The organism is Photorhabdus antumapuensis, assembly GCF_020387775.1.
GTDB lineage: Bacteria > Pseudomonadota > Gammaproteobacteria > Enterobacterales > Enterobacteriaceae > Photorhabdus > Photorhabdus antumapuensis.
Map to the genome: position 1 here is coordinate 11,556 of NZ_JAHZMK010000045.1, position 18,249 is coordinate 29,804.

Annotated in this window: 15 protein-coding genes and 1 pseudogene; 1 reads left to right on the forward strand and 15 read right to left on the reverse strand. The window is 43.9% G+C overall.

Annotation, left to right across the window (positions count from 1 at the left end; all coding sequences use genetic code 11):
• Nucleotides 1-45: 45 nt before the first annotated feature.
• A complete protein-coding gene (gene malM, locus KZ793_RS16995; protein WP_225816417.1) occupies nt 46-963 on the forward strand; it encodes a maltose operon protein MalM in 918 nt (305 codons plus the stop codon).
• Here the strand turns inward: malM and KZ793_RS17000 are convergent.
• From KZ793_RS17000 to KZ793_RS17070, 15 genes and pseudogenes are all read right to left on the reverse strand, one after another.
• Nucleotides 947-1,321 (reverse strand): glycosyltransferase, encoded by a 375-nt coding sequence (locus KZ793_RS17000; RefSeq protein ID WP_225816418.1) that lies wholly within the window; start codon nt 1,319-1,321, stop codon nt 947-949. The two genes, malM and KZ793_RS17000, sit on opposite strands and share 17 nt — an antisense overlap.
• 134 nt (nt 1,322-1,455) lie before the next feature.
• Entirely contained in the window at nt 1,456-1,929 is a 474-nt protein-coding gene (locus KZ793_RS17005; protein ID WP_225816419.1) for a hypothetical protein, read from the reverse strand.
• Nucleotides 1,930-1,974: 45 nt separating this feature from the next.
• On the reverse strand, nt 1,975-2,454 hold the full coding sequence (locus KZ793_RS17010; protein WP_225816420.1) for a PIG-L family deacetylase: 480 nt from the start codon (nt 2,452-2,454) through the stop codon (nt 1,975-1,977).
• A 12-nt stretch (nt 2,455-2,466) separates the two neighbouring features.
• The gene (locus tag KZ793_RS17015; protein WP_225816421.1) at nt 2,467-2,913 is read right to left on the reverse strand and encodes a hypothetical protein; all 447 of its coding nucleotides are present in this window, start codon (nt 2,911-2,913) and stop codon (nt 2,467-2,469) included.
• Nucleotides 2,914-4,467: 1,554 nt separating this feature from the next.
• The gene (locus tag KZ793_RS17020) at nt 4,468-4,767 is read right to left on the reverse strand and encodes a helix-turn-helix domain-containing protein (RefSeq protein WP_132348327.1); all 300 of its coding nucleotides are present in this window, start codon (nt 4,765-4,767) and stop codon (nt 4,468-4,470) included.
• 109 nt (nt 4,768-4,876) lie between these two features.
• Nucleotides 4,877-5,228: pseudogene (locus KZ793_RS17025) on the reverse strand (type II toxin-antitoxin system RelE/ParE family toxin).
• Between the two features lie 405 nt (nt 5,229-5,633).
• Nucleotides 5,634-9,854, reverse strand: a complete 4,221-nt coding sequence (rpoC, locus tag KZ793_RS17030) for a DNA-directed RNA polymerase subunit beta' (RefSeq protein ID WP_225816422.1) — start codon at nt 9,852-9,854, stop codon at nt 5,634-5,636.
• Nucleotides 9,855-9,984: 130 nt separating this feature from the next.
• Nucleotides 9,985-14,013 (reverse strand): DNA-directed RNA polymerase subunit beta, encoded by a 4,029-nt coding sequence (gene rpoB / locus KZ793_RS17035; RefSeq protein WP_118987074.1) that lies wholly within the window; start codon nt 14,011-14,013, stop codon nt 9,985-9,987.
• Nucleotides 14,014-14,352: 339 nt separating this feature from the next.
• Nucleotides 14,353-14,718 (reverse strand): 50S ribosomal protein L7/L12, encoded by a 366-nt coding sequence (gene rplL / locus KZ793_RS17040; RefSeq protein WP_225816423.1) that lies wholly within the window; start codon nt 14,716-14,718, stop codon nt 14,353-14,355.
• Between the two features lie 63 nt (nt 14,719-14,781).
• Nucleotides 14,782-15,288, reverse strand: coding sequence for a 50S ribosomal protein L10 (gene rplJ, locus KZ793_RS17045; RefSeq protein ID WP_118987076.1), 507 nt, complete (start codon nt 15,286-15,288; stop codon nt 14,782-14,784).
• 316 nt (nt 15,289-15,604) lie between these two features.
• Nucleotides 15,605-16,306, reverse strand: a complete 702-nt coding sequence (gene rplA / locus KZ793_RS17050) for a 50S ribosomal protein L1 (protein ID WP_118987077.1) — start codon at nt 16,304-16,306, stop codon at nt 15,605-15,607.
• Between the two features lie 3 nt (nt 16,307-16,309).
• A complete protein-coding gene (gene rplK / locus KZ793_RS17055) occupies nt 16,310-16,738 on the reverse strand; it encodes a 50S ribosomal protein L11 (protein ID WP_118987078.1) in 429 nt (142 codons plus the stop codon).
• 158 nt (nt 16,739-16,896) lie between these two features.
• Nucleotides 16,897-17,442 (reverse strand): transcription termination/antitermination protein NusG, encoded by a 546-nt coding sequence (gene nusG, locus KZ793_RS17060; protein ID WP_011144820.1) that lies wholly within the window; start codon nt 17,440-17,442, stop codon nt 16,897-16,899.
• A 1-nt stretch (nt 17,443) separates the two neighbouring features.
• Complete coding sequence (gene secE / locus KZ793_RS17065; RefSeq protein WP_225816424.1) at nt 17,444-17,827, reverse strand: preprotein translocase subunit SecE; 384 nt, start codon at nt 17,825-17,827, stop codon at nt 17,444-17,446.
• A gap of 273 nt (nt 17,828-18,100) precedes the next feature.
• A partial coding sequence (locus tag KZ793_RS17070) for an EF-Tu C-terminal domain-related protein (protein WP_450091402.1) occupies nt 18,101-18,249 on the reverse strand: 149 nt, incomplete at its 5' end.

An 18,249-nucleotide genomic window follows, 5' to 3' on the forward strand; every position in this document is an offset into this window, starting at 1 on the left:
CTCGTGGATATCAGTCTCTTTTTTTCAACCGAACAAAGGTAAGAAATGAAAACCAAACTTATCTCATTTTGTCTTAGTGCCTTACTCTGTAGCGCAGCTCCTCTGATAAGCTATGCAACACCTATCACTACAACAACTAAGGCAACCACGACACAGGATGCTGTTGCACCTTCCCTCTCAACAGCAGCACTGCAAAAACTGAACTGGCAGCCAGTTAACTCAAACGATACGCAGACCATTATCCTCAATGCCACATCGCAGCATCTCAATGAGGGAGATATTCAGGGGCCAATCACAGCATTCGCGCTGCCGGCAAACCGAGGCTCTCTGGATATTACCCTGAGCAGCTTAGTACAAGATAAACAAGTTTACGTACCAAATGTTTTAGTACTGGATCAAAGGTTACGCCCCGCCGCATTTTACCCGAGCAGTTATTTTCCATATGAACGTCCGGGTGTCATGTCCACCGATCGGCTGGAAGGCAAGTTAAAACTGACACCAGCACTAGGGCAACAACAAATTTATATACTGGTCTACACCACCCGTACCGATTTGCAGAAATCGACACAAATGATTGATCCCGCCAAAGCTTACGCTCAAGGCGTCGGTAATGCCGTTCCCGCTATTCCAGATCCCGTTGCCCGTCATACGCAAACCGGTACGTTGAAGCTGAAAGTGAGATCAGAACAGAACGCCAGCAACATTACAATTGGTCAAGTCTTCTCAAGTCCGGCACAAGAACCGATCATCGTCGGGCCAACACACCCCATCGTAACGCCGTCTACGCCGCAAAAAGTCAAACCGGTCTTGAGTGATACAGAACGTTATTTCAATGATGCAATTAAAAAGGAAATTAATAACGGTAATATTGATAAGGCACTCAAATTGCTAGATGAAGCAGAACGCCTTGGCTCCTCAACTGCACGAGAAACATTTATCAACAGCATCAAAAACAAGGGATAAACCGTTTACAAAACAAATGCTCTCCGAAGAGGAGGGCATCAGGTTTAACTTTCATCACATTCTCTAGTCGGGATGGGGGGGATAAAGCTTTAGTGATTCTTAACAGGAAATTATCTTCGTAAAGAAAGGCAATAGAATTTTTTATTGCATGATGATCTCTTATTTTACATTCATCAATAATAAGTTGTAATTTTTTAGATAATTCAAGAATATTACCTGATTTATAAAGCTCACCGTTTAAATTATTGATGATATCGTTCGGGCCACACTGACAATCTGAACTTATACAATAGATACCATAAGATATTGCTTCCGCTAATACCATGCCAAAACCTTCATCATCACCAGAACCTACCATATGTAATTCCCAATGACCATGTAATTGATAAAGCGCTAAAAATAGTTCAGTTAAATTTTTTGACTTATAGGCAAGAATTCTTCCAACATATAATAATCTGGCTATGTGCTTTGGTTGAGGAATTATAAAGGAGTTCATTTTGATAGGGTTAAAATAAGATGAAGCTTCTCTGTTTTTATCCCAAAGGATAACATTTGATCTCTTAAATCAGAACTGATTACAAGGTGCTCGTCAGCACAGCATAAGTCTTTAATTCTCTGTCGGGTAGGATTTCTAATGGAGGTATGCAACCAATAATAAGTTTTTACTGGGAAATTAATTTTTTCATAGGAGAGTCGAGCAATATTACAAGATGTTGTGTCTAAACTTATTAGAATCTCAGGGTGAAATCTTTCTAATACCAAGGACAGTTCGCATACAATATCCTGACGAGACGCGTAACTGCTTGACGCTAAGGCGATATATTGAGCATTAGATAGCCAATCACGATTTTCAATTCTATTCGTCTCATTTAGAGAGATGAAAATGAAATCAATTTCAATGTTGGTACGGTCAATCAAATTTATTAAATCAGAACATACCGTTTCTACCCCGCCATATCCATTCAAGAAAAGGTCATGGTATATTATGAATATTTTTTCATTATCAATCCTTTACTTAATTAACCAAAAACGCTCTTGGATTTTTGTTTTATTAATAACATGATGATATTTTTCCAATGAAATTAAGATGTTTGATTTATTATCAAACAGAGGTTCTAATTGAGATTCATAAAAGAGAATGTTTTGCATTTTTTCTTTTAAATCAATATCCACCAATATGGCGTGCTTATCAAATTTGTTATTTCTTAATAAAGCACTTTCCAAACCATCGGGGTTAATAACAGGGTATTGACCTAAAACATAGGGGAAACCTTCATAAAATAATATTTTGAACTTACGTGAACCAGTTATGTTATGTACCAGATTGTTTATTATGATGTGATCCACATGTCGACCTATTCCCAAAGGGGCATGTATATAATCAGGTTGATAATTTAACAATATTTTGTCGATGAGCTCTTGAGCCATATCGGATGCATAATCTGATTTATGTATCAGGCCACTATAAATCATGGCAGAATTTTTATACATAGGTTCACCGTATTAATCGGTTCTGTAAATGCAATCTAAAATTTTACCATGTATTGGAATCGCTGATAATTTATTGCAAAAAGCAATATCCTCATTAGCTCGCTTTGAATAAAGTTTTATAAATGAATACATATTATCATTATGCGAAGAATGTAAGTAATGAGATGTAAGATTTTTGTCATATTCAGTAAAAAATGTTAAAATAACCACCTTTTGATTTTTTGAAATTAATTTATGTATTAAACCGCCAGCTCGTCCATTTTCATAACAAAGAGGATTGCTTATATTGTAATATTCGCGATAAAAATCATTTATTATATTCTTAAATTGTTTCAGTTCTTTTATTGCTTCTTCTTCATATATTTCTGCAAAGCACCGGTACCCCCCTAAATCAGTCTCACATTTATTGGTGGCAATTATTATATAGCCCTCAATTATCTGCCCCTTAGGTACGAACACATAGAAATACTTTCATTATAAAAGTATTTTATCTTTTTAAAAGGAAGATTCTGGGTGAAAAAAAATACATCCCATTTTAAACTCCGTTATCGTTTGTCGATTCTACTAATAAATATATTTTCATGACACAAATTGAAATCTTCTTCGGTATGCCAGGCAATCATCATGCTAAATTTATTTATAATACTATGTTTGCTCAGTCTACTTCGTAGTTCAGAATAAATAGGATTTGGTAAGACTATTCTGCATTTTTCCCTAATAGCAAGACAAGAATCAATTACAGATATAATTGTACAGGGAGCTGTATTTGACAAACCTATTACTTCCACAGATGTGTTTGTTTAGCACTTTCTATTATCAAAGTTCGTGATTTTACACTTTCATCTATGCCAAAATCACTAAGCATATTAATGGACACTCGTCTATGTTTAAGACTAAATTCACACTTTCTTGTTATAAGAATTGACAAATATATATCGTTTCTTTTAAACGATAATGCTTTTATTTCACTAGAGAGATTATATTTTTTCTTCAATATTCTTCCAAATGAAATAGTCTAAGTCTCCTATATCATGCTTATAAAGATTATTTAACAGAATATAATTATCCTCCGTTATATCTTCGCATACCAAGGTTACTCCATTTTTCCTGGCTTCAATATTCTTATCTCGTTATTTTATATTGGCGCTAATTGCCTCTCATTTTCAGTTTATATTCATTTCAGAGTACATGAACATGAAATATTGCATTTTATGACCTGTATCATAATTTAAAGATTCAGCAGGAGAAAAAACTGCGATTATTTATCCTGAAAAATTAAATTTAAATCTCCCCTAATCATGCAAAAACACAGGTAAAAATAGGTGTTCTAAAAGAATAATCTTTCATAAATTCTATGTGGAAGGGCTTTAAATGAAATAATCACATTGGCCAGCCCCCTAAGTTAAATATGATGAGCTATTTCTGCATGCCGAATTAATATTTCTTGCATGACTAAGATCATTTTTACGCGGACAAGTTCATAGAGCACCTGATCATTAGTATTTGCTCCGATGTGCATGAAACACCGCTTGAATCACTGTACGATTAGCTACCACTTAACCATTGATAGTTTGCTGGTCGCTAGCCGAGAAAACCAACGATTGTTGTTGTTCTGACAAAGGAAAATATCTGCCTTCGGCCACACCCATCTTCATTCCGAAGGCTTTATTATTTTTAATTAAGAATTTATTTAGTGAATAGTTTTCATTGCGCAATTTTTGTAAATCTAATTGTTTTTTCCGTTTCCTGCCTCGTATTTAAACTTTCCCATTTTCATTAAATTGATATTCAGGTTTTCTCGCTTTTCCTGCATTTGATTTAAAGAAAAAACCTCGCAAAGAGGAAGACATTTATATGATCCTTTGTACCGATTTTCACCACAGGCAGAGAAGGTTAATGCAAACTCCTACTAGGAGGTACAAATGTTTTACTTAGTTTTTTCCGTGCATCAAGCACCCAAGCTTGATGCACCACGTACCACTTTCACTGAGGCAACGCCGTAATATTCAAGGGTCAAATATGGACTACGATACGTTTACCATCAGGAAGTTGAACATCAAGGCTTAACTCTCCACCTAACGCTGCAACATAGCGTTTCAATGTTGAAAGTTTGGGGTTATTACCAGGCTGTTCCATTTTAGCAATAGTCGGTTGCTTGACCCCAAGTGCAGTTGCCAGTTCAGTTTGTGAAACATCAAGAGCCTCGCGGATCTGATAAAGCCCTATCTCTCGTTTCATTTCATCAACTTTTTTAGCAATCCTACGGCGGCTTTCAGGGCTGCGTTTTTCAAGCAATTCATCAAGTGTAGTCATATCAGTTCTCTAGTTTAGTTAGTTCTTAGTTCTTAGTTCTTAGTTCTTAGTTCTTAGTTCTTAGTTCTTAGTTCTTAGTTCTTAGTTCTTAGTTCTTAGTTCTTAGTTCTTAGTTCTTAGTTCTTAGTTCTTCAAGATGCTTCTTAAATTCAGCATCAGCAAGTTTTATCATATCCTTATAAAACCGTTTTTCATTCAGTCCAGTTTTATCGCCAGCGCAAAGAACAATGGCATTCCGATAGGGATCAAAAGCGAAGAGCGCCCGTACTGGATTTCCAACGCAACTCTTTCATATTAGGAAATTTAGAGCCATACAGCGTATCAACGTAAGGTCTGCCTAATTGCGGGCCATACTCTCCCAAAATTTTCAGCGCCGCCAGAATATCATCTTGTAACTCTTCACTCTGTTCGTTATACCAGACATCAAACACTCCTGTTGTTATAACTTCCCACATGTTCATTTCTCATAGTTTGTAAACCACAAAACCAACATATAGCCTACTAGCTATAATTGTAATCCCTCACCCTGAATTTAACTTATCACTAGTCTCTGTAGGACAAGTACGATTTCATTTAAAAAACACTTAACTAGCGGTGCGATAATAGCAAGAAATCCCAGCGTATCTGTTCCTACGTCGTATAGCTGGGTGCCACAAACCAGATTGGTTGTGAGGAACAAAACCTTCAAGCAAGCTTTTTTCAGGAGGAAAAATTTGTGAGGAGGGAGTCTAACGTGGCGGCAAGTTCAGTTCCGTTTGGTGAATGGAAGCTGATTAAAGCTATGAGCCGAAAAAATTAGCGCTTTGTCAATAAGCTGAATGCCCTCCAAAAGGGAGGGCATTTAATTAGCTAACGTGTTTTAAGAATTACTTCTTATCGCCACCAAAACCAGCATTCAGCAGTTCTGCCAAGTTTGCAGTTGCTTCATCCACACTCACTTGTGGCGTTTCAGCAGGCTCATTCAACTGACGACGACGCATACGATCCTGATGGTAAGCATAACCCGTACCAGCAGGGATCAAACGACCAACGATGACGTTCTCTTTCAAGCCACGCAGTTCATCACGTTTACCCGCAACCGCAGCCTCAGTCAGTACGCGGGTCGTTTCCTGGAACGATGCCGCAGAGATGAAGGATTCTGTTGCCAGAGACGCTTTGGTGATACCCAACAGATCACGTCCATAAATTGCAGGGACTTTACCTTCCTGTTCCAGCTTACGGTTTGCCACTTTAACGCGGGCATATTCAACCTGTTCACCTTCCAGGAATTCGGAACTACCTGCACTTTCGATGGTTGCTTTACGCAGCATCTGACGAACGATAACCTCAATGTGTTTATCGTTAATCTTAACCCCTTGCAGGCGGTAAACTTCCTGAACTTCGTTGGTGATGTAACGGGTAACCGCATGAACACCACGCAGACGCAAGATGTCATGTGGAGACTCTGGACCATCGGAGATTACATCACCGCGCTCAACAACCTCACCTTCGAATACGTTGAGCTGACGCCATTTAGGGATCATCTCTTCGTAAGCATCACCACCATCTAATGGGGAGATAACCAAACGGCGTTTACCCTTGGTTTCTTTACCGAAGGAGACAATACCACTGACCTCAGCCAAGATAGCCGGCTCTTTCGGACGGCGTGCTTCGAACAAGTCAGCAACACGTGGCAGACCACCGGTAATATCTTTCGTACCGCCGGATTCTTGAGGAATACGCGCTAAGGTATCACCCGCAGAGATGCTGACACCATCGTCTAACTGAACAATTGCTTTGCCTGGCAGGAAATATTGAGCAGGCATATCAGTACCTGGGATCAATACATCGTCACCCTTGGCATCAACGATTTTCAGTGCCGGACGCAAGTCTTTACCACTACCGGTACGCTCTGCACTATCCAGAACAACCAATGAAGATAAACCTGTCAATTCGTCAGTCTGGCGGGTAATGGTCTGACCATCTACCATGTCAGCGAAACGGATGATACCGGATACTTCACTGACTACTGGCATGGTGTGCGGATCCCAATTAGCAACGGTTTCGCCGCCGTTAACTGCTTCGCCATCACCTTTACCCAATACCGCACCGTAAGGCACTTTATAGCTTTCTTTAGTACGGCCAAACTCGTCGATCAGGCACAGCTCGGTGTTACGGGAAGTAATCACCAGTTTGCCTGCGGAGTTGGTAACGGATTTCGCGTTAAACAGTTTCAGGCTACCCTTGTTACGAACCTGAATGCTGGATTCCGCTGCCGCACGGGATGCCGCACCACCGATGTGGAACGTACGCATCGTCAGCTGTGTACCCGGCTCACCGATGGACTGCGCCGCAATAACACCAACCGCTTCACCTTTATTGATGATGTGTCCGCGGGCAAGGTCACGACCATAGCAGTTTGCACAAACACCGAAGTCAGTTTCACAACTTACAACTGAACGTACTTTAATGCTGTCAACAGAGCTCTCTTCTAACAGATCACACCATTTTTCGTTCAGCAGGGTGTTACGTGGAACCAGAATGTCAGCAGTACCCGGCTTCAGAACATCTTCTGCCGTTACACGACCCAGTACACGCTCACGCAGTGGCTCTTTAACATCACCACCTTCAATAACCGGCGTCATCAGAATACCCTCGTGGGTACCACAGTCGTCTTCTGTAACAACCAAATCCTGTGCAACGTCAACCAGACGACGGGTCAGATAACCAGAGTTCGCCGTTTTCAGTGCGGTATCCGCCAAACCTTTACGAGCACCGTGGGTTGAGATGAAGTACTGGAGTACGTTCAAACCTTCACGGAAGTTCGCAGTGATTGGCGTTTCGATAATGGAACCGTCTGGTTTAGCCATCAGGCCACGCATCCCCGCCAACTGACGGATCTGAGCGGCAGAACCACGCGCACCAGAGTCAGCCATCATAAAGATGCTGTTGAAGGAGACTTGTTGCTCCTCTTCACCGTTACGGTTAATGACTGTCTCAGTAGACAGGTTTTCCATCATCGCCTTAGCAACACGCTCGTTTGCTGCGGCCCAGATATCGATAACCTTGTTATAACGTTCGCCAGCTGTTACCAGACCAGACTGGAACTGTTCCTGAATTTCAGCAACTTCTGCTTCTGCTTCCGTAATGATCCCAGCTTTTTTCTCTGGGATAACCATGTCATCAATACCAACAGATGCACCTGAACGTGCAGCGTAGGCAAAACCGGTGTACATGATCTGGTCAGCGAAGATAACGGTTGGCTTCAAGCCCATCACACGGTAACAAGTGTTGAGCATTCTGGAGATAGCTTTTTTACCCAGTGGCTGGTTAACCAGAGAGTAAGGCAGACCTCTTGGGACGATCATCCACAAGATTGCACGACCAATGGTAGTATCAACCAAACCCGTGCTGGCGGTGATATTACCCTCGCCATCTCTCACTTCTTCCGAGATACGAACTTTAACACGGGCATGCAGAGAAGCCAGACCTGCGCGGTATACGCGTTCTGCTTCTTTAGGCCCGGTCAGCACCATGCCTTCGCCTTTAGCATTAACACAGTCACGGGTCATGTAATACAGACCCAGAACAACGTCCTGAGATGGCACGATGATTGGCTCACCACTCGCAGGAGACAGGATGTTGTTAGTAGACATCATCAATGCACGCGCTTCTAACTGGGCTTCCAGTGTCAGCGGTACGTGAACAGCCATCTGGTCACCATCGAAGTCGGCGTTATATGCCGCACACACCAGTGGGTGCAACTGAATCGCTTTACCTTCGATCAGAACCGGTTCGAATGCCTGAATACCCAAACGGTGAAGTGTTGGTGCACGGTTCAGCAGAACCGGGTGTTCACGAATCACTTCATCCAAGATATCCCATACCACCGCCTCTTCACGCTCAACCATCTTTTTGGCTGCTTTAATCGTCGTCGCTAAACCACGCAGTTCCAGCTTGCCATAGATGAATGGCTTGAACAGCTCCAGTGCCATCTTCTTAGGCAAACCACACTGATGCAAACGCAGGTAAGGGCCTACGGTGATTACAGAACGGCCTGAGTAGTCAACACGTTTACCCAGCAGGTTCTGACGGAAACGACCTTGTTTACCCTTGATCATGTCAGCCAAGGATTTCAGAGGACGTTTGTTAGAACCGGTAATGGCACGACCACGACGACCGTTATCCAACAGGGCATCAACCGCTTCCTGCAACATACGTTTTTCGTTGCGAACGATGATATCCGGCGCAGCCAGATCCAGCAGGCGTTTCAAACGGTTGTTACGGTTAATAACACGACGATACAGATCGTTCAGATCCGACGTTGCAAAACGGCCGCCATCCAATGGAACCAGTGGACGTAAATCAGGCGGCAGCACTGGCAGAACGGTCAGAACCATCCATTCTGGCTTGTTACCAGATTGAATAAATGCTTCCAACAGCTTAATACGCTTGGTCAACTTCTTACGTTTAGTTTCAGAGTTAGTTTCATTTAACTCTTCACGCAAAGTTTCACACTCATTTTCCAGGTCGAGATTTTTCAGCAAAGACTGGATAGCTTCCGCACCCATTTTCGCATCGAATTCATCACCGAACTCTTCCAGTGCATCCAGGTATTGTTCTTCTGTCAGGATTTGACTACGTTCCAGGCTGGTCATACCGCCTTCTACAACCACATAGGATTCGAAGTACAGTACACGCTCAATATCACGCAGTGGCATATCCAGCAACAAACCGATGCGGGATGGCAATGATTTCAGGAACCAGATGTGTGCCGTTGGAGAAGCCAGTTCGATGTGACCCATACGCTCACGACGAACTTTAGTCTGGGTAACTTCTACACCACACTTCTCACAAATCACACCACGGTGTTTTAAGCGTTTGTATTTACCACACAAACACTCATAGTCTTTTACCGGTCCGAAAATACGGGCACAGAAAAGGCCGTCACGCTCAGGTTTGAACGTACGGTAGTTAATTGTTTCCGGCTTTTTCACTTCGCCGAATGACCACGAACGGATCATATCTGGTGAGGCCAGAGCAATTTTGATCGCATCAAACTCTTCGGTCTTAGTTTGCGCTTTCAGAAACTTCAATAAGTCTTTCACGAAATGGCTCCTGTCGGAGTTAGACCTGTCAGGAGAGCGGCCCATGCCACTCTCCCCTATGACCAGTGCAACCACTGGCTGGTAAACTGCCCGTCATATCCATTCAGGGCAGTACCAGCGGGAATACGGTTTATTCGTCTTCCAGCTCGATGTTAATACCCAGAGAGCGGATCTCTTTCAACAATACGTTGAAGGATTCCGGCATTCCTGGTTCCATCTGATGGTTGCCATCCACGATGTTTTTATACATCTTGGTACGGCCGTTAACATCGTCGGACTTGACGGTGAGCATTTCCTGCAAGGTGTACGCGGCACCATATGCTTCCAATGCCCACACTTCCATCTCACCGAAACGTTGACCACCGAACTGCGCCTTACCACCCAGCGGTTGCTGAGTAACCAGGCTGTACGAACCGGTTGAACGAGCATGCATTTTGTCATCCACCAAGTGGTTCAGTTTCAACATATACATGTAGCCAACTGTAACCTGACGTTCGAATTGCTCACCAGTACGACCATCAAACAGGGTAATTTGCCCAGAAGTTGGCAAGTCACCCAGTTTCAGCAGTTCTTTAATTTCTTTCTCTTTCGCACCATCAAATACTGGTGTTGCAATTGGCATACCTTTTTTCAGGTTTTCTGCCAAACGCATAACTTCTTCATCAGAGAAAGTGTTCAGATCAACTTTCTGACGGGTTTCATCACCCAAGTCATAAGCTTTCTGGATAAATTCACGCAGTTTGGCGACTTCCTGCTGCTGTTTCAGCATCGCGTTAATCTTGTCACCAATACCTTTCGCAGCCATCCCCAGGTGAGTTTCCAGGATCTGACCAATGTTCATACGTGATGGTACGCCCAGTGGGTTCAGTACGATATCTACCGGAGTGCCGTTTTCATCGTAAGGCATATCTTCGATCGGGTTGATCTTGGAGATAACACCCTTGTTACCGTGGCGGCCCGCCATCTTATCACCAGGCTGAATCTGACGCTTAACCGCCAGATAAACTTTAACGATTTTCAGCACGCCCGGTGCTAAGTCATCGCCCTGAGTGATCTTACGGCGTTTAGCGTCCAGTTTTTTCTCGAACTCAGTTTTTAGTTCGTCATACTGTTCAGCCAACTGTTCCAACTGATTCTGTTTTTCTTCATCAGCCAGACCCAGTTCTAACCAACGCTCACGAGGCAGCTTATCCAATTTCTCAGCTTCGATGCCGCCAGAAATCAGGACAGAACGGATACGGGCAAACAAGCCAGCTTCAAAGATCCGCAACTCTTCTGTCAGGTCTTTCTTAGCCTGACGCAGTTGCATCTCTTCGATTTCCAGAGCACGTTTATCTTTTTCAACGCCGTCGCGGGTAAATACCTGTACGTCGATAACCGTACCGGATACGCCATTTGGTACGCGCAGAGAAGAGTCTTTAACATCAGACGCTTTCTCACCGAAGATAGCACGCAGCAGTTTTTCTTCTGGCGTCAGCTGAGTTTCACCTTTAGGTGTCACTTTACCAACCAGAATGTCACCGCCAGTAACTTCTGCACCAATATAAACAATACCGGATTCATCCAGTTTGGAGAGTGCCGCTTCACCCACGTTAGGAATGTCAGCTGTGATCTCCTCAGGCCCTAATTTGGTATCACGAGACACACAAGCCAGTTCCTGGATGTGAATAGTTGTAAAACGATCTTCCTGGACAACACGCTCAGAAACTAAGATGGAGTCCTCGAAGTTATAACCATTCCACGGCATGAACGCTACGCGCATGTTCTGACCCAGCGCCAATTCACCCAAGTCAGTGGATGGGCCGTCAGCCAGTACATCACCGCGCTCTACTGGTTCGCCCAGAGAAACACATGGCATTTGGTTAATACAGGTGTTCTGGTTAGAACGGGTGTATTTAGTCAGGTTATAGATATCGATACCTGCTTCACCCGGATACATTTCGTCTTCGTTTACTTTGATAACGATACGGGATGCATCAACGTACTGAACCACGCCGCCGCGTTTAGCAACGGAAGTTACACCTGAGTCAACCGCTACAGCACGTTCCATACCTGTACCGACCAACGGCTTATCAGCACGCAGAGTAGGAACAGCCTGACGTTGCATGTTTGCACCCATCAATGCGCGGTTTGCGTCATCGTGTTCCAAGAATGGGATCAAGGAAGCACCAACGGAAACCACCTGCTGAGTGGAAACGTCCATATATTCAACCTGTTCACGGTTGAATAAGCTGGATTCGCCATAATTACGGCAGGTTATCAGATCTTCAACGAAGTGACCTTCATCGTCCAATACGGTGTTTGCCTGTGCGATAACGAAGTTACCCTCTTCAATCGCAGACAAATAATGAATTTCATCAGTAACAACACCATCACGAACCAGACGATATGGGGTTTCAAGGAAACCATACTCGTTAGTCTGCGCATAAACAGACAATGAGTTAATCAGACCGATGTTCGGACCTTCCGGGGTTTCGATTGGACATACGCGACCATAATGCGTTGGATGTACGTCACGCACTTCGAAGCCCGCACGCTCACGGGTCAAACCACCTGGGCCCAACGCAGAAATACGGCGTTTGTGAGTGATTTCAGAAAGCGGGTTGTTTTGGTCCATGAACTGAGACAGCTGGCTGGAGCCAAAGAATTCTTTCACCGCGGCTGAAATCGGCTTAGCGTTGATCATGTCCTGAGGCATCAGAGTATCCAGATCACCCAGAGACAGACGCTCTTTAACCGCACGCTCAACACGTACTAAACCAACACGGAACTGGTTTTCCGCCATTTCACCCACGGAACGGATACGACGGTTACCTAAGTGGTCAATATCGTCGACTTCGCCTTTACCGTTACGGATGTCAATGAGCTTCTTCATGACATCAGTGATGTCATTTTTACTCAGAATACCGGAGCCTTCAACTTCTTCTCGGCTCAGTGAACGGTTGAATTTCATACGACCAACCGCAGAAAGATCGTAACGATCTTCTGAGAAGAACAGATTTTCAAACAGATTTTCTGCTGCTTCACGGGTTGGCGGCTCACCAGGACGCATCATGCGATAGATTTCAACCAATGCACCTAAACGATCGTTGGTTGGATCAACACGAAGTGTCTCGGAAATATATGCGCCGTGATCTAAATCGTTGGTGAACAATGTTTCGATAGATTTGTGACCAGCCTGGCTCAAACGTGCCAACAGATCTAAAGAGAGTTCCATGTTAGCCGCACAGATAATTTCACCTGTATTGACATCAATGTAGTCTCTTGCAACAACTTTACCCGCAATGTATTCAACAGGAACCTCAATACGGTTCACTTCGTCTTTTTCTAATTGGCGGATATGACGTGCGGTAATACGACGGCCTTTTTCAACATAAACCTTGCCGTTTGCTTCAATATCAAAAGAAGCGGTTTCACCACGCAAACGTTCTGGTACCAGGGTCATTTGCAGTCTGTTGTCACGAATTTCGAAAATCGTTTTACTGAAGAACAGGTTCAAGATCTCTTCAGTGCTGTAATTCATTGCACGCAGAATAATGGTTGCCGGCAATTTACGACGGCGGTCAATGCGCACAAACAGATTATCTTTTGGATCGAATTCGAAATCTAACCAAGAACCACGGTAAGGAATAATACGTGCGTTATACAGTACCTTACCGGATGAGTGAGTTTTGCCCTTATCGCTGTCAAAGAATACACCAGGACTACGATGTAACTGGGAGACAATAACCCGCTCAGTACCATTGATAACAAAAGTACCGTTGTCAGTCATGAGCGGAATTTCACCCATGTAGACTTCTTGTTCTTTGATGTCTTTGACCGTGCCTTCCGGTGCTTCACGTTCATAGATGACCAGACGCAGTTTAACGCGCAGAGGTGCAGAATAAGTGACACCTCGAATCTGGCACTCTTTAACATCAAACACTGGCTCACCAAGACGGTAGCTAACGTATTGCAGCTCCGAACTGCCACTGTAGCTTTGAATTGGGAATACAGAACGGAATGCCGCTTCTAAACCATTCTGGCCTTCTGGATCTTGCTCGATAAATTTCTGGAACGAGTCAAGTTGGATAGAAAGGAGATAGGGTACATCCAAAACTTGTGGACGCTTACCAAAATCCTTACGAATACGTTTTTTCTCGGTATAGGAGTAAACCATAGGGTTCCTCAGCTCGCTGATCAGTGACCCACTCTGCCCGCCCTAAAGGACAGCTCTTTACGACACTGTTTTTTCGAACAGAAAATTGAATTATTTTCCGTAATACTCATTGCTATTACTCTTAAATCATTTCATTGCGCTACCTTACTACCGAGCTACCCGAGTGGATCGTAGCTGAGAACGCAGTATATTAAGTCGTCAATAGGAAAAAGTATTTGGGGGTTAATTAGCAGCCAAACAGTGGAAATGCTACTAATGCCCTACAGCGCAAAAAGGCTGGTGATTAAAAAATCACCAGCCGTCAGCCTTTAAAGTCAGGCTGCTAACTCAAAACTGAACTTACTTAATCTCAACAGAAGCACCAGCTTCTTCCAGAGATTTTTTCAGTGTGTTAGCTTCATCTTTGCTGATAGCTTCTTTCATTACAGCTGGAGCGCTTTCAACCAGATCTTTTGCTTCTTTCAGACCCAGGCCAGTTGCGCCACGTACTGCCTTGATAACAGCAACTTTGTTAGCGCCGATAGAAGACAGAACAACGTCAAACTCAGTTTGTTCTTCAACAGCTTCAGCAGCGCCAGCAACTACAGCAACAGCCGCTGCCGCAGAAACGCCGAATTTGTCTTCCATTGCAGTGATCAGTTCAACAACATCCATAACGGACATACCTGCAACTGCGTCCAGAATTTGTTCTTTATTGATAGACATAACAAGTGTTCCTAAAATTCAGAAATAATTTATACGTTAAAAAGCAACGAAGGAAATCGGCAATTAAGCTACTTCTTTCTGCTCGCGTGACTCGCGTAACGCAGCCAGAGTACGAACCAGTTTGCCTGCAACGGCTTCTTTCATGGTTGACATCAGGCGTGCGATTGCTTCTTCGTAAGTCGGGAGTGTTGCCAAACGGTCAATATTGGCCGCAGGAATAAACTCACCTTCAAAGGCTGCTGCTTTAATCTCGAGTGCTGGATTCGCTTTCGCGAACTCTTTGAACAGACGAGCAGCTGCGCCCGGGTGTTCGTTAGAAAAAGCAATCAAGGTTGGACCAACAAACGCTTCTTTCAGGCACTCATAGGCAGTACCTTCAACAGCACGGCGGATCAGCGTGTTACGAACAACACGAATGTAAACGCCAGCTTCGCGACCTGCTTTACGCAGTTCAGTCATTTTATCTACAGTAACGCCACGGGAATCCGCAACAACCGCAGACAGCGCGCCTTTGGCAACTTCGCTGACTTCAGCAACAATCGCTTGTTTGTCTTGAAGATTTAGTGCCATTAGCTTCTTGCTCCTGGATTAACCGGGAAGAACCCGGAACTCACATCGCTCATAACACCATAAAGGGGCTTGAGCTCTAAAACACGGTGAGCAGAATCCAGAAATGAATTTCATTTGGCTCTGTCACCGTCTACGCAGGAATATTAAGTAATTACTTACACCTGCGGTCTTGGACGGGGCTTGGATTAGGCCAAGCTCCAACCGAAAATTTTTTATTTAGCTAATAAAAAAACTTACTAGCCAAACATAAGGCGCCAAATTTTAGACAAATCCGACGCCAAGGTAAAGCGATAATCACAATCACATTCAGCTAAAATTAAGCTGAAGCATTCAGACCAGATTGATCAATCGCAACACCTGCGCCCATGGTAGTGGACAGGCTAACTTTCTTAATAAAAATACCCTTGGCAGAAGATGGTTTAGCTTTTTTCAGCGCAACCAGCAGAGCTTCCAGGTTTTCTTTCAATTTGTCAGCGTCGAAGTCAACTTTACCAATGGTGGTGTGGATAATGCCGTTTTTATCGTTACGGTAACGAACCTGACCCGCTTTAGCATTCTGAACAGCTTCAGCGACGTTAGGTGTTACAGTACCCACTTTAGGGTTTGGCATCAGGCCACGTGGGCCCAGGATTTGACCTAATTGGCCAACAACGCGCATTGCATCTGGAGATGCGATAACAACGTCAAAGTTCATTTCGCCTTTTTTAACCTGTTCAGCCAGGTCTTCCATACCTACCAGTTCAGCGCCAGCCGCTTTAGCAGCTTCCGCGTTTGCACCCTGGGTAAATACAGCTACGCGAACGGAACGGCCAGTACCGTGAGGTAGTACAGTTGCACCACGTACGTTCTGGTCAGATTTACGAGCATCAATGCCGAGATTAACAGCAACGTCAACGCTTTCTACGAATTTAGCAGTTGCCAGTTCTTTCAGAAGAACAACGGCTTCGTTAATGTCATACTGTTTAGTTGCATCAACTTTTTCACGGATTGCGCTCATGCGCTTGGTCAGTTTAGCCATCGATTAACCCTCCACTACCAGGCCCATGGAACGAGCAGTACCTTCGATTGAACGCATCATTGCGTCAACATCAGTACCAGTCATATCCGCAGCTTTAGTTTCAGCAATTTCACGAATCTGAGCGCTGGTTACTTTACCAACTTTATCTTTATTCGGTTTGCCGGAACCTGATTTAACACCGGCTGCTTTTTTCAGCAGAACAGCGGCTGGTGGGGTTTTAGTCACGAAAGTGAAAGAGCGATCAGAATAAACAGTGATCACAACAGGAATCGGCAAGCCTTTTTCAATGCTATCAGTTTTAGCATTGAACGCCTTACAGAATTCCATGATGTTAACACCCTGCTGACCTAAAGCAGGACCTACTGGAGGGCTTGGGTTAGCCATACCAGCTGCAACCTGCAACTTGACATAGGCTTGTACTTTCTTAGCCATTGATAATTTTCCTCTGTGTGGGTGATATCGCCTTGTTTAAAAGGCTCCCCTGTCATTTCAGCCCCGCCGTTTCAGGCCAGACCACTAAAAACAAAAGGCGCGAAATTGTATGTTAATTTCACGCCTATTGCAAGCCAGCTAGAAGATATGCCTAGAAATTAAGCTTTCTCTACCTGACTGAAATCCAGCTCAACGGGTGTAGCACGACCAAAGATAGAAACCGATACCTTCAGGCGGCTTTTCTCGTAGTCGACTTCTTCCACAACACCATTGAAGTCTGCAAATGGGCCATCGCTGACACGGACCATTTCGCCTGGTTCGAACAATGTTTTTGGCCGTGGTTTATCACCAACCTGCTGAAGACGATTCATAATCGCATCAACTTCTTTATCACTGATTGGTGCCGGGCGGTCAGATGTGCCACCGATAAAACCCATGACACGCGGTACGCTGCGAACAAGATGCCATGTTGCATCGTTCATGATCATTTGTACCAGCACATACCCAGGGAAGAATTTGCGTTCACTTTTGCGACGCTGGCCGCTACGAATCTCAACAACTTCCTCTGTTGGCACCATCACTTCGCCAAAAGAATCTTCCATATCATGCAGTTTGATATGTTCACGTAAAGATTGTGCAACACGACCTTCAAACCCGGAGAATGCCTGTATGACATACCAACGTTTTTTTGGGGAATCTGACATCTTAGAACCTCAGGCCTGTAATAAATGAAACTAAACGCACTAGGATGCCGTCAAGACCCCAGAGGATCAAAGACATCAATGCAGTCACTGCCGCCACAATCAAAGTTGTGTGCAACGCTTCCTGGCGAGTTGGCCAAATGACTTTGCGCATTTCAACGCGAGCTTCACGGGCAAAAGCCAGTGTGGTTTTACCTTTAGCTGTCCAGAGCGCAGCCGCTCCCGCAAGAGCAACAATAACAACAACCGCCATCGCGCGTAGAGGAAGGCTATACTCCCGATAAAGGTAGTTTCCAACGATAGCAACCGTTAGTAAGGCTGCCACTAATAGCCATTTCATTACCTCAAGACTACGCCTGCTTTCTTGAGCATCGCTATTCGTACTCATAAACCAACCTGTAACTATGATTTAAATAGATAGCCAGCTTGCCTCGCAAGAGCAAAACAAATCAGACCGAACCAAAAAATTTGAGTGATTGTATCTGACTTGGCGCCATAATTCAGTATGACATTGTATATCTGAGAGAGATATAGCCAATTCGTTGTATCAGAGCCTATCTCACCAATAATTAAAAACAACTATTGATGAGATAGGTTCTTATAAAACAACGTACAAAAAGGGCATCAGTTGATGCCCTTTTAGAGTAATCACATCAAAAAATTATGCGATAACTTTAGCAACAACACCAGCACCTACTGTACGGCCACCTTCACGGATTGCGAAGCGCAGACCCTGGTCCATCGCGATTGGTGCAATCAGGGTAACAATCATCTGAATGTTATCACCAGGCATCACCATTTCCACGCCTT

Coding starts and splice junctions, on each gene's coding strand:
- rpoB (WP_118987074.1), bottom strand. CDS start 14,013: ATGGTTTACTCCTATACCGAGAAAAAACGTATTCGTAAGGATTTTGGT.
- nusG (WP_011144820.1), bottom strand. CDS start 17,442: ATGTCAGATTCCCCAAAAAAACGTTGGTATGTCATACAGGCATTCTCC.
- secE (WP_225816424.1), bottom strand. CDS start 17,827: ATGAGTACGAATAGCGATGCTCAAGAAAGCAGGCGTAGTCTTGAGGTA.
- malM (WP_225816417.1), top strand. CDS start 46: ATGAAAACCAAACTTATCTCATTTTGTCTTAGTGCCTTACTCTGTAGC.
- KZ793_RS17010 (WP_225816420.1), bottom strand. CDS start 2,454: ATGTATAAAAATTCTGCCATGATTTATAGTGGCCTGATACATAAATCA.
- rplJ (WP_118987076.1), bottom strand. CDS start 15,288: ATGGCACTAAATCTTCAAGACAAACAAGCGATTGTTGCTGAAGTCAGC.
- KZ793_RS17000 (WP_225816418.1), bottom strand. CDS start 1,321: ATGGTAGGTTCTGGTGATGATGAAGGTTTTGGCATGGTATTAGCGGAA.
- KZ793_RS17020 (WP_132348327.1), bottom strand. CDS start 4,767: ATGACTACACTTGATGAATTGCTTGAAAAACGCAGCCCTGAAAGCCGC.
- rplK (WP_118987078.1), bottom strand. CDS start 16,738: ATGGCTAAGAAAGTACAAGCCTATGTCAAGTTGCAGGTTGCAGCTGGT.
- rplL (WP_225816423.1), bottom strand. CDS start 14,718: ATGTCTATCAATAAAGAACAAATTCTGGACGCAGTTGCAGGTATGTCC.
- rplA (WP_118987077.1), bottom strand. CDS start 16,306: ATGGCTAAACTGACCAAGCGCATGAGCGCAATCCGTGAAAAAGTTGAT.